Source organism: Enterococcus sp. AZ079 (assembly GCF_050547255.1).
GTDB lineage: Bacteria > Bacillota > Bacilli > Lactobacillales > Enterococcaceae > Enterococcus_D > Enterococcus_D casseliflavus.
Genome location: NZ_CP172955.1, coordinates 3050588 through 3072682 on the forward strand (window position 1 = coordinate 3050588; position 22095 = coordinate 3072682).

Consider the following 22095-nt stretch of genomic DNA (forward strand, 5'->3'; position numbering starts at 1 on the left):
GGATCGGAAAAAATCATCCATATCCTTTGTGTACCTATAAGGTGCTGCCAAAGGACCGTTCCGCAAATTCTTAAAGCAATGCGCCTATGTTTAGGAGTCACTCATCGAACCACAATCAGTTTCGGCTATAAAACCTGCCTTACTTCCAAATAACTTGAACATTGAGTATCGATTCAACTCAGTTTCCGATGATGAACTTTCGTTTTTGATTCAATTGAAAACAATCTTTGCACTTCTTTTGTCACTAACAAAGTTAAGAGAATCCGTCTGCCTTTGCCGCTTTTTTGATGTTACTCATTTTGTTATATGTAAAAGCATAGTTGAAAGACAATATCTATGTTCATATCTTTTTTATACATGCTGACCTAATTTAGCGGCTCTTCAAAAAACGATAGTTATTTAATCGTGTATAAAAAAACTAAAACTTCCTCTCTTTAGATTACCAAAAATACAATTATTTTTCCAGTATTCATATTAAAATAAATACTATTTGATAAATAAAGACAAAAAACGAGGGGATTAACTATTATGCTAACTGTCAGATCAGGAATCAAACAACGATATAAAAAAAACTGCACACTTTGAAAGGAACTCTCCTTCCAAAGTGTGCAGTTCTTTGCTTTTTGTACTTCCATCAGCTCTCGAAGACTTCAGGGAACAACAGGCGTAAAACAGACATAGTTAAGCGTCGGCCTTTCCCGCTGTATGGATAAACGTGCATATGCATCGCTGGGTTGAAATTGGCTTCAATGATTCCATAAGCCCCCGGTTCATTGGCTGGCTTGGTTTTATCTGGAATAATCAGATCGATTCCGCTGATAGATGCTTGTAATGCGGCTACCGCATCGACTGCTACTTGTTTGTAATCATCGTTGAAGTCATCCGTCACATCGATAGAATCACCGCCAGTACTGATATTCGAGTTTTCTCGCAAATAAACGATCTGCCCCTCTTCGGGTACTGAATCCACTTGATACCCTTGCTCTTTTAACATCAGTTGTTCCAGTTCCCCTAATTGGATCAGCTCTAATGGGGTCCGATGATGGGTGCCGCGCAATGGATCGAGATTTTTCTCTGCGACGAGTTCCGTGATCGTGCGCTTGCCGTCACCCACGACATTGGCAGGGATACGTAGTAAAATCGCATCGACTCGCCCATCGATCACGAAGAACCGATATTCCGTCCCTGACAAAAAAGTCTCAACGAGGATCGAATCATCTTCCGCAAAGGCAATGGCGACCGCCGCTTGATAATCCGCTAAAGAGGCACCTTCTTTGAAAATCGAGATACCGATCCCATAGTTGGTGGTTTTCGGTTTTACCACAAACCCGCTGTGGGCAATCTGAGGATAAAACGTGATCGCTTCTTCTGCCGAAGCGAACTCAGCGCCACTTGGTACATGAAAGCCATTTTCGGCTAAGATTTTTTTAGTGACCGTTTTATTCGCCATGATCAATGGGACGATGTACTGATCCTTACTGGTCATATTGGCATTTTTAACATATTCGATGTGGTCTCTCACGGCTAATTTCAAGAATTGATCCGTTTCATCCAGTACCGTCACTTCGATTCCTTTTTGGATCGCATCGAACAAGAGAATCTGGGTCGACAATTCCATTGCTCGAAAGCCAGCTAATTGATACGGTTTTTCCCAAGCAGCTTGATGATACTTTTGTCCCAGCAATGTTGCTGTCTGGGCTTGACTGGTTGCTTGACTTGCTGAGAAAAGACGTCCCGCGAAGGTTCTTTCTGGTTCAGCCAGCATTTCTGAAAGCTGATCCAAAAATGGTGGATGCGGCAGCTCAAGGGCTTGGGCAAAGTCCATCATTTCAGTAATCAGCGCTTGCGCTTCTTGCTGATAAGTCAAAGGTGCAAGCGGATGTTCTAATGCGACCTGATCATTTTTCTGATTGCCCTCTTCGATCCACGCATCCGCATCGCTGCCTTCTTCTTTTGTACTTAAAAACAATAAGAAGAAATGCAAGAATGCGACTTGCTCTTTGGAAATCCCATAGCGGGCAAAGGGATCGATGTCAATATTTCTTAACTCAATATAACGGATACCCGCTGAGGCTAAATCTGCGACCCGTTTTCCCCCACGTAGACGCACTGGCGCATAAAATTCTTTTTCTTCTGAAAGCTTTCCCGTCTCCACTAATTTGGCAATATCTGCAAGATAGGTCTCTAACGAAGCGTAAGATACCTTGACGTCTTCGTGATTCGTGTACCCATAGCGGCTATTGCGAATACTGCGGACTGGTTCTTGCGGTCCGTTTTCTGTCGTAAAATAATTGGCTTCTGAAGCAGGAGTCGCCCCAAAGAAATACGTCAAAAACCAGCGATAGTGCAAATAATTGCGAGTTACTTTCAAATAAAGTGCCGTTTTAAACGTCTGGAAGCTTTCCTTCGTTTCAGACAAAGCATACAGCTGCTGCAAAAAGTCTTCCGCAAATTCGAAATTGAAATGAATCCCACTGACCATTTGCTTGCGGCGACCATATGTTTTAGCTAAATAGCGGCGATAGAGCACATCTTCAAATTGATCTAATTTAGCAATGACGATGTCTTCTTCTTTTTCTGGTAAAGCCGGTGGCATACTCAATGGCCAGAGCATTTCTTCTGCTGACATCGAACGATACGCCACATCATGAATCGCCCCTAAAAAACGGAACAATTCATCCACGGAATCAGCGACGGGCGTAATCAGTTCCAGTTGATTTTCGGAAAAATCCGTTTGGATATACGGATGGAAGCGCCGATTGCCTAACGTTTTAGGATGATCGGTACCTGCAAACGTCCCATCAAGCCGCACCCGCTGCGCTTCACGCTCAATCCCGTAGCGTCCTTTCAATAAATAGGGAAAAAGCTCTTTATGTGATAACAATGTTTTTATTTTCATTCGACTGCCCTCTATGTTCTTCTACTAAATTTTTTCTCAAATGCTATTTCTTTCCATCTATTATAGTGAAAACTGGTGAAAAATGCAGAAATTTGCTCCTCACTTGTAATATCTCTTACTAAAATTACCAAGAATTTATAAAATACTTGAATAAATTTGATATTTACCTTCAAAATAAAGTATACTGCTTATAGAACAGTAAATTATTATGTCCATATTACTCTTTTTTGAAAGGAAGAATAGTGAATGAAGCCACTTAATCTTACCAAACGCGAACGTCAAATCATGAATATCTTTTGGAATTCAGACAAACCTCTTTCTGCAAATGACATTGCTGTCCAACAGCAAGATCTAAGCAAGAATACCATTCAAGCAGTCGTACGTAAACTAAAAAACCACGACTTATTGAAAGTAGCGGATATCGGCTACAGCGGTACTGTTTTGACTCGGTTGTATTCTCCGAATGTGACCCAAGAAGACTTCTTAGCAGCAGAATTGTCTGATCAATCTTTATTGAATTTGATTACGAACTTTATCGAAACCAATAAAGATATCGATACATTGAACAACTTGGAAAAAATGATCACTGAGCGCCAAGGGGAACTTAAGAAATAATCTTTCCCCATCGTTCAACTCGTTGTATTCTGCCTGATACTTCCCAAAGTTTTTAGACAGCGCAGAAGAAAACGAAGCCTTCAAACTGCTTTTCCTGATTTTTGGCAAAGTCGTGCATCGCTGTACCCACATTTGCCACGCCAAGTGTTCTCAGCTTTACGTCACAAGTCAAGCTCGTGGAAAGAGACGACGACCCGTTTTCTCTTCCCTTTGATCTCACAAAAGCAACAATAAAGGAGAGCCATGTGTAGGTGTATCACCTAACACAGGGCTCTGTTTTTTTATTCTTTGATCAAGCCTTTGAATAAGCCAACGACAAATTCATTTGGATCAAATGGTTCTAAATCATTGATGCCTTCTCCGAGTCCCACTAATTTGACGGGCAGCCGCAGCTCGTTACGGATCGCCAAGACGATCCCCCCTTTAGCCGTTCCATCAAGTTTGGTTAAGACGAGACCAGAAACATCCGTCGTTTCTTTAAATTGTTTTGCTTGATTCATCGCGTTTTGACCCGTTGTTGCATCCAACACGAGCAGGACTTCATGAGGGGCCGTTGGGTCCACTCGTTGAATGATCCGTTTGATTTTTTCTAGTTCGTTCATCAAATTGACTTTGTTTTGCAAACGACCCGCGGTATCTACTAATAAAACGTCAGCATTTTCTCGTTTTGCGCGCTCCATCGCATCAAACACGACTGCTGCTGGATCGCCTCCTGCATTGCCACGAACGACTTCAACACCAGCCCGTTCACCCCAGACCACTAATTGATCGATGGCACCGGCACGGAAAGTATCCGCTGCTGCCAATAAGACTTTTTTGCCTTCGGCTTTGAATTGATGGGCTAATTTCCCGATGCTGGTGGTTTTTCCAACACCGTTCACGCCAACAAATAAAATGACGGTCAACCCCGACTGCATATTCAACTCGTTAACTTCACCGACACCCGCTTCCCCATATAGGTCAACCAATTTTTCGATGATGACATTTTGGACATCTGCCGTTTTCTTCACATTACGTAGTTTGACTTCTTGTCTCAATGCATCCGCGATCTTCATCGCCGCATCAAAGCCGACGTCTGCGCCAATCAGCGTTTCTTCCACTTCTTCGAAGAAGTCTTCGTCCACCGTACGGAAGTTGGCAAACAATTCGTTCATCCGTTGCCCAAAGGTTTTCCGTGATTTCGTCAATCCTTTGGTGTATTTATCCTGCACACTTTCCGTTTCTGGCGCTGGTTGAAGGATTGGTGTAGCCGCTGGGGTTTCCTCTGATGGTACATCCTTAGCCACTTCTTCTGGAATACTTGGTGCTTCTTCTCCTTTGTTCGCTGTCGTTGCTTCTTGCTGCAGGGACACTTCAGCAGTTTCTTGCTCTGCCTCCAAATCACTGGAGTCGGCGGTTTCTGCAGGTGCCACTGGTTCTGAAGCGCCTTGTTCAGCAGGAGTTTGTGCTGGCTGGCTTTCTTCTGAACGCTGTGCCTCTGGTGAGTCAGCATCGACTAACGGTTTGTCAATTTCTTGCTCTGCTTCTTTGGTTTCTCCAATCAGCGCTTTTTTGATTTTGTCAAAAAATCCCATCTTACGCACCTCCTTTTAAGACATATTCTTCAATCACTGCTGCCACACCGTCTTCTTGGTTTGAAACGGTGACAACGTCAGCCGCTTCTTTAATGATTGGCACGGCATTGGCCATCGCTACGCCAATCCCTGCATAGCGAATCATCGGCAAGTCATTTTCTTCATCACCGATCGCCATCACTTCTTCTTGCTTGATCCCTAAATCTTGCGCCAATAGGCTGATACCATAGGCTTTGGTGATTCCTTTAGGCATAAATTCCAACAGGTTATTCCGGCTTTTGATGATTTCATATTTCTCGCGGATCTCTGAGGAAATCTCAGGGATCTTAGGATCCAAGACTTCCTGATGGTAGGCGATCACCGCTTTATTATAGAGCATCGATTCATCCAGATCAGCTACGGCAAAAGGACGACAATCCAATAAAGGATTCAACGAGCCATAAATCGATGGATGCGCTGCTGAAGTGGGTAAACTCAAGACAACCTCTTCGGATACCACGTCTAGAGGCAAATTCAAGTCTTCCGCCACTGAAACCAATTCATGGATATCTGCCAGCTGCATCGCTGCTTTTTCAATGATCTCGCCAGTCTCATTTTTTTGAACCAAACCGCCGTTAAAGGTGATGCTATAGTCGCCGGGTTCTTTCAGCGATAATTCTTCTAAGTACGGACGGATCGCCCGTAATGGACGTCCCGTACAAATGACGATTTTTACGCCTTGTGCTTTGGCACGAGCAAGTACCTCTTTGTTGCGAGGAGTCACTTCTTTTTTGTCATTCAATAACGTTCCATCTAAATCGATCGCAATCAGTTTAATCATATCATTCCTCCTCTATGCTTGATCTGCTGTAAAACTACCGCCTTCACGCACTTCTTCTAAGCGCACGGACACGGTCTTCGACACTCCAGATTCTTGCATGGTCACACCATACAACACATCTGCTGCCTCCATCGTTCCTTTACGGTGAGTTACGACGATAAACTGTGTATCATTTTGGAAAGCACTCAAGTAATGACCGAAACGAGAGACATTGGCTTCATCCAATGCTGCTTCCACTTCGTCAAGCACACAAAACGGTACTGGACGAACTTGAATAATGGAAAACAATAACGCAATCGCAGTCAGTGCCCGTTCGCCCCCTGATAGCAAGCTGAGGTTTTGCAATTTCTTGCCCGGTGGTTGGGCTTCGATCTCAATCCCAGTGTTCAATAAATCTTTCGGATCTGTTAAGACTAATTCCGCATGACCGCCGCCAAACATATTAGGAAAGACTTGTTTGAATTGCAGACGGATCGCATCGAAGACTTCGCCGAAACGGGTTTTGACTTCTTCATCCATTTCAGACATCGTATCAAACAGCTGTGCTTTAGCCGACAGCAGATCGTCTCGCTGACTCGTCAAGAACAAATGCCGTTGATTGACTTGCTCATATTGTTCGATCGCATTTAAATTGACTGGACCAATTTGCTCGATCGCTTGTTTTAGTTCCTGAATGTCGACTTTGGCTTGTTCTGCATCCTCGATTTCAGGGAAATCTTGCGCTGCCTTTTCAAAGGTGAGATTGTATTCTTCTTGTAAATACAACAAACGATTATCCATCACCAATTCTGCGCGATTTTTTTCGATCTCAACTTCGGTTTTTTCTGACAGCTTTTCTTTTTGCGTTAAGTTTTCAGCACTCAGGGCTTCGTCTAATGCACCGATTTCTTGTTGAACGACTTGACGTTGTTCACGAATCACCGTCAATTCCGCTGTTACCTGCTGCTTGGTTTTTGTGAAGGCTTCAATTCGCTGAAGAATGCTTTCTTCTGAAAACTCATGATCGCTGACGTTGCTTGTCAAGGCAGCTAACTGCCGTTCTAAGGAGAGTTGACGCGCTTCATTTTCTTCTAATGCTTGATTCGTAGCGGCAATTTTTTGCTGCAAATGCGCCACTTGTTCTTTTTGAACTGCGAAAGCTGCCTGCAAGCGCGCACTTTCTTGTGCTAAGGTTTGGCGTTTTTCCTCGATCAAGTCTTCTTCGGCATTCATTTGATGAATATCTTGGTCGATTTTCGCCAATTGCGCTGCAATATTCTTTTGCTGTTCTTCCAAGCTCGTCTTCTTCTCATCATATTCCTCAAAGAAGGCTTGCACTTCGCGATGTTCAAAATCAAACACTTGCTGCTCTTGCTTCAAGCGGCTCAGGTCATTCTCAAGATTTTGTAAACGGCTTTGCAGCTCATGCTCCGTCATGCGAGCCTGTTCTCCTTGCGTCCGCAATTCTTCTAATGCTGCTTGTGCTTCTTTGGTCGCTGCTTCAAAATGCTGGACTTGCTTTTCCGTTTTTAAAAGCCGCTCATCCAGTTGCGCCGCTTGTGCCGTCAATTGTTGCAGCTCGTTGCTTTGGCTAAACAAACTACCGGCATTTTTCTTCGTTGCGCCACCCGTCATGGAACCTCCAGCATTCATGACATCCCCTTCTAAAGAAACGACCCGATAGCTATAGTTCAATGCCCGTGCTAACGCATTAGAACTTTGCAAGTCTTCGGCAATCAAGATACTGCCTAACAAGTTATCCGTAATCGTTTGGACGTGTTCGGGCGACTGGACCAATTCGCTGGCAACGCCGATAAATCCAGACACTTGCTTGGCTTGATTGCGGGCATAATCTGGCAAATGACGGGCTTTGATGGTCGTCAGCGGTAGGAAGGTTGCACGACCCCCTCGATTTTCTTTCAAATACGTGATGGCTGCTCGCGCATCCCGCTCATTTTCAACGACGACATGCTGTGCAGCGGCGCCTAATGCGGTCTCGATCGCCACGGTATAGTCTTGTGGCACATCGATCAACTCCGCTACTGCGCCAACGATACCGCTGATCTGCTGTTTGTTTTTCAAAATCAAGCGAACGCCTTGATAAAAGCCGCTATAATTTTCTTGAATGTCTTGCAGACTGCGCTGTTTCGCTCGTACCTGCTGCACTTGACTCATTAACTGATACATTTTCTTTTGTTCTTCATCAAAGCGTTTTTTGTTGGTCTGAGCTTTTTCTTGAAGATGGATGTATTGCTTGCGTTGTTCTTCTAAAATCGCTTTAGCCTGCGTCAGCTGCTCTTCCACGATTTGCGCTTCCGTCGTCTTTTCTTTCAACGACGTATTCATTTGCGTCTGCTTGCTTAGCGCCGTTTGATTTTTCGCGGCTTCTTGTTGGTATTGACGCTCCAAGTATTTCAATTCGTTTCCAATCGTTGCCTGCTCCTGCATGGCTTCGACATATTGGCTGCGCAACTCTTCAATGATTTCTTTTGCTGAACGTTGGTACTTTTCCTGCTCTTGCTGACACGCCAGCATCGCTGCTTCAACTTCCTGCACACTACGATTCTTTTGTGAAAGCAAGCCGATCAGTTCCGTTTTTTCTTCATTTAAAAGTGTGACCCGCTCTGTGACTTCCTCTAAAGTTTCTTGGTATTCGGCAGAGCTTTTTTGCGTATGCTTTGAACGTTCATCCAAGACTTCTTTTTGCCCTTCGGCTTGCTTCAGTCCTTCGGTGACCTCTAAAAGCTGCTGATTCAAACGCTCCAACGTTTCATCAAAAGCAGTACGTTGTTGCCGCAAAGAATGTAACGACAGTTCCCCTTGGTTGATCTTTTCGGAAATCTGCGCCAGTTCTTGGTTAAAGGTACTCAGTTGAGCTTTGGCTGTCTCCCACGCTTCTTTTGCTTTCGTGATCTCTAAGACCGCATAGGCCACATCGACCGTCGTCAATTTTTCTTTTAACGCTAAAAAGCGGTTGGCTGCTTCACTTTGGGCTGCCAGAGGCACCAACTGATCTTCTAGTTCATAAATGATATCTTGTAGACGGCTTAAATTGTCTTCAGTTTCAAACAATTTTTGCTCGGCTTTCTTTTTCCGCTGTTTGTATTTCAATACCCCCGCCGCTTCTTCAAAAATCCCACGACGGTCTTCTGGTTTGCTGCTGAAAATTGCTTCTACCTTGCCTTGGGAAATGATCGAAAATGATTCTTTCCCCAACCCAGAGTCCATAAACAACTCTTGGATATCCTTTAAGCGGCAAGCTTGTTTATTTAAGAAAAAGTCGCTTTCGCCGGTTCTTCTCAAGCGGCGAGTCACGCTGATCTCACTGTAATCCATCGGCAAGTAATGATCGCTATTGTCTAAAACGATCGTCACTTCCGCTATATTTAGCGCTCTGCGGGTGTCAGAACCTGCAAAAATAACATCAGGCATTTTGCCACCACGTAGATTTTTGGCAGATTGTTCTCCTAAAACCCAACGAATCGCTTCGGTAATATTGCTCTTGCCGCTGCCATTTGGTCCGACGACTGCAGTCACTCGATGTTCGAAATCAATGACTGTGCGGTCGGCAAAGGATTTAAAGCCGGCAATCTCTATTCGTTTTAAATACACTCCGCCAGTCCTCTCTTACTGTTCAAGATCCGCCAAGGCATTCGCAGCGGCGTCCTGTTCTGATAATTTCTTCGATTTTCCTTGTCCTTTTCCGATCAAGGTATCATCGCAATAGACTTCCGTCCAAAAAATCCGTTCATGGGCGGGGCCTGCTTCTTTGATCAAACGATAATTGATGGAAACATCGCCGCCGCGCTGCAAGACTTCTTGCAAGCGGGTCTTGTGATCCATCTCATGGGAAAAAGCACCTGCTTTTACTTTTGGAAAGACAACTTTCGTCAAAAAGCCGCTGACACTTTCCAGACCTTGGTCCAAGTATAACGCACCTAAAAAGGCTTCAAATAGATCACAAAGCAAAGAAGGTCGTTTACGACCGCCAGAGTTTTCTTCCCCTTTGCCTAGACGAATGTATTCATCGAATCGGCAATCTTTGGCAAACATGGATAAACTGTCTTCGCGAACGATTGCCGCCCGTAGCTTCGTCAGCTTACCTTCGGGCAGATCTGGCAATTCACGATACAAATACCGTGAAACGATCAACTCTAAGACAGCATCGCCCAAAAACTCTAAACGTTCGTTATCTGACAAGTGCAAGTTGCGGTGCTCATTCACATAAGATGAATGCGTAAACGCTTGTTCAAGCAGATCTACATCATGGAACACAATATCAAACTTTTCTTTTAGTTCTTTCGTTAATTGTGTATTCATTTGTCACATTCCTTCATTAGTTTATCGACACTTCCCTATTATACTGGTTTTTGCCGAATTATGAAATGTTTCCTCCAAATTCTTGGAAAGACTGTAATAAAATTTTATTTACTTAATCTTCTCCTGTATAAAAAAGCCTGTTTTTCTCAGATACCCGCAAAAAAAACAGAAAAAAGACGTCCTGGAAAGGACGTCTTTTCATCGATCATTGATTAACGAGATTCAGCTGTAACTGAAATTGTTGCCCAAGGATTGTAATTCACATCATAAGCCCATGTGAAGTCTTTGACGCGATTTGATACAGGTAACACCGCACTACGGTAAAGTGTTGGGATAACAAACGCTTCATCAGCAGCATATTCTTGCCATGCATCAAATGCTTCTTTACGTTTTGCTTCGTCAAACGAATCTTTTGAATCGATTGCTTCTAGCAATTTCGTATTTTCTTCTGATTCAAAACGAGTGTAGTTGAACGCAGAGTTAGGTCCATACAAGCCCATTGGTGATGGGTCATAACCAGTATTCCATGCACCTTGGTAAACATCAATCTCAGGATCATCATTTTCCAATTTGTCATAGAATGCTTGGAAGTCGATCAAGCGACCTGTTGTGTATTGTACATCAAGTCCGATTTCATTCCATTGTTGGATGTAGTAATCTGCTAATGGTTGTGCTGTTTCGCCACCTGACATTGAAGCAAAGTTAATGGTTAATTTCTCACCATTTTTGTCTTCACGCATACCGTCGCCATCGACATCTTTGTAGCCAGCATCATCAAGTAATTGATTTGCTTTGTCGATGTTTAAAGTATAACCTTCAACATCTGTATTGTGTAATGAGCCAAATACTGGTGGGATCAATGTCGTTGCATTTGTACGCAAGCCATTGTAGAAACGGCTTCCGACAGCATCATTATCTAATGCATAACCCATTGCTTGACGCAATGACTTGTCAGCCATTTTTGAATCAGGATTGTATTCAACTTTACCTTCATCGGCATTCCATTTACCTAATTTGAAACCTAAATAAGTGTAAGCAGTATCTGTTCGGCCTAAGATTTGATAACCGTCAGTATCCTTATAAGTAGGATACGTATCTGTCGGCATTGATAAAGCCATATCATATTGTTTTGCGTTCATCGCTTCAACAATAGATGAAGTTGGAACTGCTTTAAATGATAATTTATCTAGTTTTGGCTTATCTCCATAATAGTATTCGTTTGGAACGTACTCTACGGATTCACCAGCTACGATATTTGACATTACATAAGGTCCGAAGACGATTGGATTTTTACGAACTTGATCGCTTGATTCCATATCTTTGACTTCGATTCCTTCAAAGGCGTGTTTTGGTAATGCTGAAGCCCAAATACCACCACCTGCTTGCATCATACCAGGGTGAACTTCTTTGTATTGAATTTTAACGACTTTGTCACTTTCTTTGGTGATACCAGAAATAGTATCAGCTTTACCATCATGGTAATCTTCCATACCAACAATGTTAGTAAAGTTACTATCATAACGAATACCAGTATAATCTTTGTTACCAATTACTTCGTAAGTGAAGATGATATCATCTGCCGTAACATCTTCGCCATCAGACCATTTCAGGTTGTCGCGTAAAGTAATTGTTGCTGTGTTGTTGTCTTCATCTAGCTCAAGGTTTGCAGCCCCGCCGTCAACAATTTTGAAATCAGCGTCATTGACGAATAAACTTTCATTACTTGGCAACATAAATTGTGCATCATAGTTATCTTGATAAAATTCTGTTTGGAACAACCCTTGGAATTGCGTATCCATCACTACTGCAACATCCAAAGTACCACCTTCGATTGCCTCTGCATCATTGCTAACTTCGATTGGGAAGTTGCTTACATCTTCCGTATCGTTTGCTGCATTGCTGCCGCCACCAGAAGAATCGGTTCCGCCGCCGTTGCTGCCACAAGCTGCCAATGCTAACACTGACAAAAGAGTGACCATACCAAAAATATTTTTCTTCATCCTGTATCCTCCTTGTTTATCCTAGTCGTTGACGCGCATCCGCTGAACGCTTAAATGCTTGACCAACGTAATTGATACTCAACATCAAGACTAAAATTAGAATTGATGCGGGTAACCAGATCCACTGTCTGTTGACCAGCACATCACCGCTGCTGGCATATCCGATCAGTGTTCCCAAACTTGGAACATTGGTCGGCAGACCAAAACCTAAGAATGTTAGTGTCGTTTCAATACCGATATTCGCTGCAAAGTTCATTGTTAAGTTGGTGATGATCAATGAGCTAAGGTTCGGCATGATTTCGCGGAACATGATGACGAAGTCATTGGTTCCGAGGGTTTTCGATGCACTAACATAGTCGCGACGGCCTTCTGAAAGGGTCTTACTTCGGAAGAGCCTTGCTTTTCCGACCCAGTAAAAGGCACTCATGACCCATATAAAGGTCCAAACGTTATAACGAGGTACGATCGATACGATAACGATAATGATCAACATGATCGGCAAAATCATAACGAAGTCAACGATACGCATCAAAATGTTATCAATGATGCCACCATAGTAACCTGAGATGATCCCTAGTCCGACCCCAACGATCGACGTAATGATCGTGATTGAAAAACCAATCAAGATTGAGTTACGCGCACCGATGATCAATTGTCCCCAAACATCACGGCCACCTTCATCCGCCCCTAAAAGGTAGGTGCCGCCGTTTGGCGAAATCGCGCCGGGTACAGCGTATTTATCAAGGATGCTGACACGCATCACTTGTGATTGGTCGATAACTGCTGAGCCGATAAACACGAACAATAAAACTGCGACTAACAAAACTAATGAAAAGATCGCCATTTTATCTTTTAAGAATTCGCGAAAAATCATTTTTAATCCCATAGGCGGGATGCTCTCTTGTTTTAGTACTTTTTCTTTCTTTTCAGACACATTTATCCCCTCCTATTACTGGATTCTGATTCTTGGATCGACAATACTCATGATGATATCTGATAGCAGCGTACCGATCAAGGTCGCTAGTCCTAAGATCAATGTCAGTGAAGTGATCACGGCATAGTCCCGTTGGACGATACTATCGATAAACAGTTTTCCGACACCTGGGTAAGCGAAGATTTTCTCAATGACCACAGAACCTGCGATCAATGAAGTGATCTCGTAGCCCATTTGTGATGCGATCGGCAACGATGCATTACGGAAAACGTGACGTGAGAAGACTTTATTCGTTGGTACCCCTTTTGAACGAGCGGTACGAACGAAATCCAATGATTTCGAATCAATGACTTCACTTCGCAAGTATTGGATCGTCACTGCTGTTCCTAATAATGCAGAAGTGATCGCCGGTAATAGTAGGTGATACAAGCGACTCCAAAACTCAGCCATGCCGCTGACCCCCGGTGCAACGGAACCACCCGTTGGGAACCAAGCCAATCGGTAACCGAAGATGAACAATGCGATCAACGCAAAGATAAACAACGGTACGGCGAAACTGAAGAAGTTGTAAACAACGACGACTTTATCAAGCAATGAATTTTGGTAACGTCCTGCCCACATCCCTAAAGGAATGGCAATCACGTAAGTCAAAATGACCGTCAATAAAGATAACCACAATGTATTGCTGATACGTCCTGCTAATAACGTTGAAACAGGTAATTTAAAGATGAAACTTTGACCAAAGTCCCCTTTTAAGGCATTTCCGATCCAACGGAAATACTGGGTATACCATGGGTCATTCAAACCAGCGGCTTCACGCATCCGCTCAATAACAGCTGGATCTTGGTTTGGATTGATCAAACCGGTAAATGGATCCCCAGGCATTGCTTGTGCGATCAAGAAAATCAAGATACTCAAAATAATGACTTGCGGGATCATCAACAACAAACGACGTAGAATTGTTTTCCACATTATTCAGCACCCCCGTTTTTCAATGCGACTTGGTGCGACTCGGTGATTTTACGCAAGTCATACACTCTGCCAGTTTCGTCGTAGTAATCTTTTTGATGGGTCACATATTCCAACTCGACCTTGCGGCGGTTTTCTTTGTGAGCATCGCGATTTTTTACGTCGATTTGAGGAATCGCTGATAATAAACGTTTTGTATAGATGTGACGCGGGTCTTGATAGATGTCTTCCCGTGTCCCGATCTCAACGAAGCGGCCTTTGTACATGATGGCGATATTGTCACACATGTGTTTTACGACCCCTAAGTCATGAGAGATGAATAAGAAACTTAAGCCAAATTCTTGCTGGATCCGTTTCATAAAGTTCAGCACCTGCGCTTGCACGGATAAGTCAAGGGCTGAAACCGGCTCATCGGCGACGATCAGTTTTGGATTGGATGCTACCGCGCGGGCAACCCCTAACCGCTGACGTTGTCCACCAGAGAACTCGTGAGGATATTTGTATAGGGCATCTTCTGGCATCCCAACGATATCCAGAAGGCTTTTCACTCGTTTTTTCTCTTCTTGATCGCTTAAGCGTTCAAAGTTGCGTAATGGTTCGGCGATAATGTCGACCACGCGTTTTTTAGGATTCAAGCTGGACATTGAATCTTGGAAAATCATTTGGACATCTTTGTTGTAGTTCATTTTTTTGCGGACGGAACGTTTGGTCACGTCTTGCCCATCATAAATGATTTCGCCACTGGTGATTTTTTCTAATCCAACGATGGCTTTCCCCGTCGTGGATTTACCAGAACCAGACTCACCAACCAATCCGTAGGTTTTTCCTTTTTCTATGATGAAGTCCACACCGTCAACGGCATACACATGGTCTGTGACGCGGTTGAAAAATCCGCTGCGAATAGGATAGTGGACTTTCAGATCTTTAATTGTAATTAATTCTGTCATCTACACTTCTCCTTCTTCGTCTCTAAAATGAAAATGCTTGTAGCATGTGCAACGGACCAAATGATCAGGTGCTACTTCATGCAAGACTGGGTTTGCTTCGTGGTCGCTTTCAGGAATCCAAGGAATCCGTGCGGCAAACCGACAACCCGTCCGTGGCATATTTTTCAATGAAGGAACTACGCCTTCGATCACGTGCAGTTCACTGTCTTGTGAATTTTCTTGAGGGATCGAGTTAAGCAATGAGCGGGTGTATGGATGTTTTGGATTGGCAAACAACTCTTCGGCTGTTGCGACTTCCACAAACTGACCCCCGTACATCACGGCTACTCGGTCGGCCATCTCTGCTACGACACCTAAATCGTGGGTGATCAAAATGATCCCCGTCTGTGTTTCTTCTTGCAAATCTTTTAGTAGATCAAGGATCTGTGCTTGGATCGTCACATCCAACGCGGTCGTTGGTTCATCCGCAATAATGATTGGTGGTTTACAAGCAATCGCGATCGCAATGATGACCCGCTGACGCATCCCACCAGACAATTCATGAGGGTATTGACGTCCTACTCGCGGTGGATTGGGAATCCCCACTTGTTCTAATAATTCTAATGCTCGTGCTTGACGCTGTTCGGCGGTCATATCCGTATGGTAGGATAACCCTTCTTTGATTTGATCTTCGATCCGCATCAAAGGATTCAGTGCAGACAATGGATCTTGGAAAATCATCCCAATATCATTTCCGCGAATTTTGTTGTACAGCGTTTCGTTTAAGTTTGACAAGTTTAAATCTTTATATAAGATTTCTCCGGTGATTTTCGTGTTGTTTGGGTCATGCAGTCCCATGATCGTTGTAGCTAACGTACTCTTGCCGCAACCAGATTCTCCTACGATCGCTAAGATCTCATTGCGATCCAGTGTAAAAGAAATACCATCTACTGCGTCATAGTAATCGTCTTTAATACGAAAACCTGTGTGAAGGTTTTGAACATCTAGTAATTGATTATCTCTGGACAATCGAATACCCCTCTCTACTTTCTAAGATGTCTTGCAATTTAATGTAAAAAAAGAAGGAACATGCATTTCATTTCCAAAAGCTTTCTTAACATTGTATAATATATTCTTAATAATTATATAGAAATGCCACCAATAATGCAAGTCCCAGAAAAGTTAATACACTGAATTTTCAGAAAATTTACATTATGCTTTCAACGCCATCATGTCAGGTTTAACGACCGTTTTTTAGATTTCACTACCAAAGAAAAGCCGCTCAAAATCACTGCGGATCAATTATGAGAAAGAAAGAGCTAAGTCATCTAGGACTTAGCTCTTATGTCTGTCTTAAGCAAGATGGCTTGAAATATAATCAACCGCTCCACCGACTGTTTCGATCTGCTCGGCATCTTCATCAGAAATCTCGGTACCAAATTCATCTTCTAGTTCAAGGACGAATTCCATCACACTGATCGAATCAGCGTTCAAGTCGTCTTTAATGCTCATCGTATCCGTTACGTTCTCTGCGTCAATTTCAAAATGATTGGCGATCACGACCGCAACTTTCTTGAATACTTCATCTCGTGTCAACTGGCTTCACCTCCACGCGTTTGCACAAAACATAGAATGGCTAACAAACATTGTACTGCTTTCTATGCTTTTTGTCTAGATATTTTTGCAATTTCATTACAATCATTGCATTATGATTGCGTTTCGTCTTTGTCAGTCGGCATTTCTTCAAAATGGGCGACCAATTGTGCCACGACATCTGTCGCTAACATCGTATGGATCTGCTTGATGGTGTACGCCACCGCTTCTGGTCCTGTCGCACCATGGGTTTTGATGACTGGGGCTTTCAAACCAAACAATACGGCACCGCCGTGTTTCGCATAATCCATTTCATTTTTCACTTTCCGCAACGCATCTTTTAATAATAATGCGCCTAATTTCCCTTTGGCACCAGAATCGAGAATCGACTGTTTCAACAGCGCCATCAAATTCAAGGCGGTTCCTTCGATCGATTTCAAAACAGCATTTCCAGTAAAGCCATCTGTCACGACGACGTCAGCTGCACCATCCAATAATTCCCGAGCCTCGACATTGCCGATAAAGTGGATCGTCGGGTCTTGCGAAAGCAGTTCAAAGGCTTTTTTCGTTAATTCACTGCCTTTGGTTTCTTCCGTTCCGTTATTTAACAAGCCGACCCGTGGTCGATTGATCCCGCGAACTTTTTGGGCATAAAAGGACCCTAAGACGGCATAGTTTGCCAAATGTTCTGGTTTATTGTCGGCATTGGCACCTAGATCCAGCATGTCAAAGCCAGCATCTTTGCCGATCACTGGCATTGTGGACATCAATCCGGGACGGTCGATCCCTTTGATCCGACCGACGATAAACAAACCAGCCGCTAATAAGGCCCCAGTGTTTCCAGCTGAAAAAATCGCATCTGCCTCACCATTTTTGACCGCTTGTGCTGCCAAGACCATTGAGGCGTTTTTTTTTCGTCTGATCGCTTTGACAGGCTCATCATCACTATTGATTTTTTCATCCGTGTGGATAATGGTGACATTCTTATCATCCGTCATGTATTTTTTGATTTCATTTTCTTTTCCGTAAAGGAGGAATTCAATCTCTGGAAAGTCTTTTTTTGCCAGCATGACTCCTTCTACGATCGCTTTTGGGGCGTTGTCTCCGCCCATTGCATCAACAGCAATCCGCATCTCGCTGCCACTCCCTTCATTTTCCCAATCAGTATAGCATATTCTTTAATCAAAAAATTGTTTGTCTGCTTTTTTTGCTGCTAAATAGTTTGCCAATGCCGAAAATTCTGGCAACAGCTGCCAGCCATTTTTTTGCCAAAGCTGGGCAGCTTCGACTTGTGCCACTTCTAGAATATGGGCATCCGCGACCAAATCGGCAGCCGCAAACTCTGGCAAGCCCGATTGTCGATTGCCGAAGACTTCTCCTGGTCCTCGCAACTGCAAATCTTTTTCGCTGACTACAAAGCCGTTGGTGGTTTCTGTCATGATCTTCATTCGCTCGACCCCTGTCTCATTCTTCGGGTTTGCGATCAATATACAGTAAGAAGCATCGGCACCGCGCCCTACCCGTCCACGCAATTGATGAAGCTGGGCTAACCCGAAGCGATCGGCGTCAATGATCAGCATCACTGTCGCATTGGGGACATTGACCCCTACTTCGATGACCGTCGTGGAAACCAAGATCTGCAGTTGATTTTCTTTGAAAGCTTCCATGATGCTGTCTTTTTCTTGATTCTTCATTTTCCCATGCAGCATCCCCACTTGATAAGTAGGAGAAAAGTAACTTTGCAGCTGCTCATAAGTCTCCGTGGCATTCTTGACATCCAGCATTTCGGATTCTTCGATCAAAGGACAGATGACATACATCTGATGCCCTTGTGCCAATTCTTTTTGCGCCCACTCTAAGATCGATTCAAACTGCGGCGGACGGACCCAGCGAGTCTCTACAGGAATCCGTCCTGCTGGCATTTCATCGATCACCGAAACATCCATTTCGCCATAAGCCGTGATCGCTAACGTACGAGGGATCGGTGTGGCGGTCATAAAGAGCACATCAGGCAGATAGCCTTTTTCCCGTAAGACTTTTCGCTGATTGACGCCAAAACGGTGTTGTTCATCGGTGATGACTAAGCCAAGATGTGCAAAGTCCACCCCTTCTTGAATCAGCGCATGGGTCCCAACGATGATGTCGATCTCCCCGGCTGCTAATTGTTCTAAGATGACTCGCCGTTCTTTTGGTTTGGTCGAGCCTGTCAAAAGAGCGGTGGTCACTTCTAAGGGGTCAAAGAGTTGATTCAAGCTTTCTAGGTGCTGCTGGGCCAAAATCTCAGTCGGCACCATCAGTGCGCCCTGAAAGCCAGCTGTCATCGTGGCATAAAGGGCGATCGCCGCCACGACTGTTTTCCCGCTTCCTACATCTCCTTGCAAGAGTCGCTGCATGTGCTGCGGACTTTTCAGGTCATGGCAGATTTCATTGGTCACACGCTTTTGCGCATTCGTCAATTCAAAGGGCAGTTTACGAGTAAACTCTTTCAAGCGTTGCACATCATAATCGATCGCTAGACCGTTTTTCTCGGCTTTTTCGCTTTTCTTCAGTCCTTGGATCTGCATTTGGAACAAAAAGAACTCTTCAAAAATCACCCGACGCTTCGCTTGATGACTCTCTTGGGGATCTTTAGGAAAGTGCATCGCAAACATCGCGGATTTCCGATCCAACAAGCGATATTTTTCGATCAATGACAAAGGCAAGATCTCTGTGATCTGATCACCAAAATCAAGGAATGCCTGTTTGATCAGTTCGATCAACACACTTTGACGCACGGCTTTATTGACATGATAAATGGGGGCAAAGTCTTCTGCGCTCTTGCTGCCGAGAATTTTCATCCCCGTCAGTCCTTTGCGTTTGGCGTCCCATTTGCCATAGACGGCGATCTCTTCTGAAACCTCTACTTTATCCTTCAAATAAGGCTGATTGAAAAAGGAGACATTAAAGACATCGTGGTCTTGCATCATGCGAAATTGCAACCGACTTTTCTTATAGCCAAAGCGATTGACGACCGGCGGGGAAACGACGATCCCCTTGATCGTTACTTTTTCTTGGTCTTGAATCTCCGCTAATTGCCGTTCTTGAATGTCTTCATAACGAAACGGATAATACTTCAGCAGGTCTTCAATGGTTTCGATCCCTAAACTCGCCAAGTCTTGGGCGCGTTTTTCTCCGACACCCTTTAATACCGTAAGTGGCTGATTCAGCATAGGTACCCTCCTTTTCCAAAGTAATTTTATTTATTGCAGAGATTCCTGCATTCATAGAAAAAGACGGAGCCAAAAATCATCTACGATTTTTGCCCCCGCCGCCTAATTTGTTTATTCTGCTGAGAAAAGATACGGATAAACTGGCTGATCGCCTTGATGGATCTCTACTTCGATCTCAGGATGCAGCTCAACGATCGCTTCTTCAATTTTCGCTGCTTCTTTGGCTTTGCCTTCTTCACCGATAATGATGGTGACGATCTCAGTATCTTCTGTGATCATTTTTTCTAAGGTAGTCATGGAAGCAGAGAAACGATCAGGAACAGAAACAACGATTTTGCCGTCGACCATTCCTAAGAAGTCGCCTTCTGTGATTTCGATGCCATCAATTGATGTATTACGGATCGCATGAGTCACTGATCCGCTGACAACACTTGCTAAGACATCGGTCATAGCTTGCTGATTTTCAGCTAGTGTGGATTGCTCGTGGAATGCCAGCATCGCTGTCATCCCTTGTGAGATCGTCCGTGTTTCAACAACCGCTACTGGAATCTCGGAAACTTCCGCTGCTTGCTGTGCAGCCATAAAGATGTTTTTGTTATTTGGTAGAACGATCACTTGGTCGGCATTAACTTCATTGATCGCCAACAAAATGTCTTCCGTACTTGGGTTCATCGTTTGGCCGCCACTGATGACATATGAAGCACCCAGGCTAGTGAACAATTCTTTCAAGCCTTCGCCAGCCGCGATCGCGATGATCGCAAATGGTGTCCGTGGACGTTTCACTGGTGCAGGTTTTGCACCTTGCTGGTCGTGTTCCAAAATCGTTTCATGCTGAAGACGCATGTTGTCAACTTTGATTTTCACCAATGAGCCGAATTTTTGACCATAATTCATGACTTCGCCAGGATGTTCCGTATGGACATGGACTTTGATGATCTCATCGTCGTTGACCACTAATAAGGAATCCCCTAACTCATTTAAGTAATTACGGAATGTTTCATAATCAAATTCACTATCTACAGTCGGACCTTCACCGATCTTCACCATGATTTCTGTACAGTAACCAAAGGTGATATCTTCTGTCGCTAAGTGTCCTTGAACGCTGCGATGATGTTCGGCATTGACCATTTCATCCATAGCCGCTGGGGAAGGTTCGAAGATTTCATCGGCTGGGTATTCACCCGTCAACGCATTTAAGAAGCCTTCATAAATGAACAACAATCCTTGACCGCCGCTATCTACCACGCCGACTTCTTTTAAGACGGGCAATAGATCTGGGGTTTTCGCCAATGAACGTTTTGCACCGTGAACCACGGCTTTCATCACTTCGATACAATCATCGGTAGTTTGTGCTTTTTTCTCGCCATATTCAGCTGCGATGCGTGCCACAGTCAAGATGGTTCCTTCCACAGGTTTCATGACTGCTTTATAGGCGGTTTCTACTCCATGAGTAAAGGCTTGAGCCAATTCTGGTGCAGTGAGTGTTTCTGCGGTCGGGATAGCTTTAGAAAAACCGCGGAATAATTGAGATAAAATGACGCCAGAATTCCCACGTGCGCCCATCAATAGTCCTTTTGAAAGTGTAGCGGCAAGATCGCCGACGTTTTCTGAAGTCGCATCTGCGACCGCTTTTGCTCCACTGGTCATGGATAGATTCATGTTTGTCCCAGTGTCTCCATCTGGAACAGGAAACACATTCAATGAGTTGACAAACTCTGCATTAACTTGTAGACGAGCCGCGCCTGCCTGCACCATTTCTTGAAACTGACTTGCGCTGATATTCGTTACCTTCACTTAGATAGTCCTCCTTAAAATCATCCGCCATGAACGGATCCCTTGCCTAATCTGGCAGTACACGTACGCCTTGAACAAATACATTTACCGAGTTCGCAGATACACCTAGCATCGTTTCTAAGTTGTATTTCACTTTTTCCTGCACGTTGCGGGAAACTTCGGAAATCTTTGTTCCATAGCTGACGATCGTGTATACATCCACTGCAATGCCGTTTTCTTCTTGGCGGACAACGACACCGCGAGAATAATTTTCTTTTCGTAAAATTTCATTGATGTTATCTTTGATTTGTTTCTTGCTAGCCATACCAACAATGCCGAACACATCTGTTGCTGCGCCTCCGACCACTGTTGCAATGACTTCATTGCTGATTTCAATAATACCTGATGAGGTTTGAATTTTTACAGCCATTTTATAGCCTCCTTCAATGGGCATGACCCATCTTTCTTCTTACATATTTTATCA

The 22095-nt window shown here is 43.9% G+C and carries 16 protein-coding genes; 1 reads left to right on the forward strand and 15 read right to left on the reverse strand.

Annotated elements, in window-relative coordinates; genetic code table 11:
- Positions 1 to 634: 634 nt before the first annotated feature.
- A complete protein-coding gene (gene gshAB / locus IGJ15_RS14460; protein ID WP_010748627.1) occupies positions 635 to 2899 on the reverse strand; it encodes a bifunctional glutamate--cysteine ligase GshA/glutathione synthetase GshB in 2265 nt (754 codons plus the stop codon).
- Between the two features lie 246 nt (positions 2900 to 3145).
- Between gshAB and IGJ15_RS14465 the strand changes: the two genes are divergently transcribed.
- Positions 3146 to 3514, forward strand: a complete 369-nt coding sequence (locus IGJ15_RS14465; RefSeq protein WP_005227140.1) for a BlaI/MecI/CopY family transcriptional regulator — start codon at positions 3146 to 3148, stop codon at positions 3512 to 3514.
- Positions 3515 to 3795: 281 nt separating this feature from the next.
- Here IGJ15_RS14465 and ftsY read toward each other — a convergent pair whose 3' ends face one another.
- From ftsY to IGJ15_RS14535, 14 genes are all read right to left on the reverse strand, one after another.
- Positions 3796 to 5088 carry a signal recognition particle-docking protein FtsY gene (gene ftsY, locus IGJ15_RS14470; protein ID WP_010748626.1) on the reverse strand — a complete coding sequence of 431 codons (1293 nt, stop codon included), beginning with the start codon at positions 5086 to 5088 and terminating at the stop codon, positions 3796 to 3798.
- A 1-nt stretch (position 5089) separates the two neighbouring features.
- Positions 5090 to 5908 (reverse strand): Cof-type HAD-IIB family hydrolase, encoded by an 819-nt coding sequence (locus IGJ15_RS14475; protein ID WP_010748625.1) that lies wholly within the window; start codon positions 5906 to 5908, stop codon positions 5090 to 5092.
- A 12-nt stretch (positions 5909 to 5920) separates the two neighbouring features.
- Positions 5921 to 9499, reverse strand: coding sequence for a chromosome segregation protein SMC (smc, locus tag IGJ15_RS14480; RefSeq protein WP_010748624.1), 3579 nt, complete (start codon positions 9497 to 9499; stop codon positions 5921 to 5923).
- 15 nt (positions 9500 to 9514) lie between these two features.
- Complete coding sequence (gene rnc, locus IGJ15_RS14485; protein WP_005227136.1) at positions 9515 to 10207, reverse strand: ribonuclease III; 693 nt, start codon at positions 10205 to 10207, stop codon at positions 9515 to 9517.
- A 212-nt stretch (positions 10208 to 10419) separates the two neighbouring features.
- Positions 10420 to 12207 carry an oligopeptide ABC transporter substrate-binding protein gene (locus tag IGJ15_RS14490; RefSeq protein ID WP_010748623.1) on the reverse strand — a complete coding sequence of 596 codons (1788 nt, stop codon included), beginning with the start codon at positions 12205 to 12207 and terminating at the stop codon, positions 10420 to 10422.
- A 16-nt stretch (positions 12208 to 12223) separates the two neighbouring features.
- On the reverse strand, positions 12224 to 13093 hold the full coding sequence (locus tag IGJ15_RS14495) for an ABC transporter permease (protein ID WP_153883525.1): 870 nt from the start codon (positions 13091 to 13093) through the stop codon (positions 12224 to 12226).
- 63 nt (positions 13094 to 13156) lie between these two features.
- The gene (gene opp4B, locus IGJ15_RS14500; RefSeq protein WP_005227132.1) at positions 13157 to 14113 is read right to left on the reverse strand and encodes an oligopeptide ABC transporter permease; all 957 of its coding nucleotides are present in this window, start codon (positions 14111 to 14113) and stop codon (positions 13157 to 13159) included.
- A complete protein-coding gene (locus IGJ15_RS14505; protein ID WP_005227131.1) occupies positions 14113 to 15057 on the reverse strand; it encodes an ABC transporter ATP-binding protein in 945 nt (314 codons plus the stop codon). Before IGJ15_RS14505 ends, opp4B begins: the two co-directional genes overlap by 1 nt.
- On the reverse strand, positions 15058 to 16065 hold the full coding sequence (locus IGJ15_RS14510) for an ABC transporter ATP-binding protein (protein ID WP_005227130.1): 1008 nt from the start codon (positions 16063 to 16065) through the stop codon (positions 15058 to 15060). It lies immediately after the preceding gene.
- A gap of 324 nt (positions 16066 to 16389) precedes the next feature.
- Positions 16390 to 16632 (reverse strand): acyl carrier protein, encoded by a 243-nt coding sequence (acpP, locus tag IGJ15_RS14515; RefSeq protein ID WP_005227129.1) that lies wholly within the window; start codon positions 16630 to 16632, stop codon positions 16390 to 16392.
- A 110-nt stretch (positions 16633 to 16742) separates the two neighbouring features.
- Complete coding sequence (plsX, locus tag IGJ15_RS14520; protein WP_010748622.1) at positions 16743 to 17762, reverse strand: phosphate acyltransferase PlsX; 1020 nt, start codon at positions 17760 to 17762, stop codon at positions 16743 to 16745.
- Positions 17763 to 17807: 45 nt separating this feature from the next.
- Positions 17808 to 19838, reverse strand: coding sequence for an ATP-dependent DNA helicase RecG (gene recG / locus IGJ15_RS14525; RefSeq protein WP_010748621.1), 2031 nt, complete (start codon positions 19836 to 19838; stop codon positions 17808 to 17810).
- Between the two features lie 111 nt (positions 19839 to 19949).
- Positions 19950 to 21632: a DAK2 domain-containing protein gene (locus tag IGJ15_RS14530; protein ID WP_005227126.1), complete on the reverse strand. Its 1683-nt coding sequence runs from the start codon at positions 21630 to 21632 to the stop codon at positions 19950 to 19952.
- A gap of 46 nt (positions 21633 to 21678) precedes the next feature.
- On the reverse strand, positions 21679 to 22041 hold the full coding sequence (locus IGJ15_RS14535; RefSeq protein ID WP_005227125.1) for an Asp23/Gls24 family envelope stress response protein: 363 nt from the start codon (positions 22039 to 22041) through the stop codon (positions 21679 to 21681).
- Between the last annotated feature and the right edge of the window lie 54 nt (positions 22042 to 22095).

Bases quoted from the DNA above. Each gene is read 5' to 3' on its own strand.
- plsX (WP_010748622.1), bottom strand. From the start codon at position 17,762: ATGCGGATTGCTGTTGATGCAATGGGCGGAGACAACGCCCCAAAAGCG.
- IGJ15_RS14495 (WP_153883525.1), bottom strand. From the start codon at position 13,093: ATGGGATTAAAAATGATTTTTCGCGAATTCTTAAAAGATAAAATGGCG.
- rnc (WP_005227136.1), bottom strand. From the start codon at position 10,207: ATGAATACACAATTAACGAAAGAACTAAAAGAAAAGTTTGATATTGTG.
- opp4B (WP_005227132.1), bottom strand. From the start codon at position 14,113: ATGTGGAAAACAATTCTACGTCGTTTGTTGTTGATGATCCCGCAAGTC.
- ftsY (WP_010748626.1), bottom strand. From the start codon at position 5,088: ATGGGATTTTTTGACAAAATCAAAAAAGCGCTGATTGGAGAAACCAAA.
- IGJ15_RS14505 (WP_005227131.1), bottom strand. From the start codon at position 15,057: ATGACAGAATTAATTACAATTAAAGATCTGAAAGTCCACTATCCTATT.
- IGJ15_RS14465 (WP_005227140.1), top strand. From the start codon at position 3,146: ATGAAGCCACTTAATCTTACCAAACGCGAACGTCAAATCATGAATATC.
- IGJ15_RS14535 (WP_005227125.1), bottom strand. From the start codon at position 22,041: ATGGCTGTAAAAATTCAAACCTCATCAGGTATTATTGAAATCAGCAAT.
- IGJ15_RS14490 (WP_010748623.1), bottom strand. From the start codon at position 12,207: ATGAAGAAAAATATTTTTGGTATGGTCACTCTTTTGTCAGTGTTAGCA.
- IGJ15_RS14475 (WP_010748625.1), bottom strand. From the start codon at position 5,908: ATGATTAAACTGATTGCGATCGATTTAGATGGAACGTTATTGAATGAC.
- recG (WP_010748621.1), bottom strand. From the start codon at position 19,838: ATGCTGAATCAGCCACTTACGGTATTAAAGGGTGTCGGAGAAAAACGC.
- gshAB (WP_010748627.1), bottom strand. From the start codon at position 2,899: ATGAAAATAAAAACATTGTTATCACATAAAGAGCTTTTTCCCTATTTA.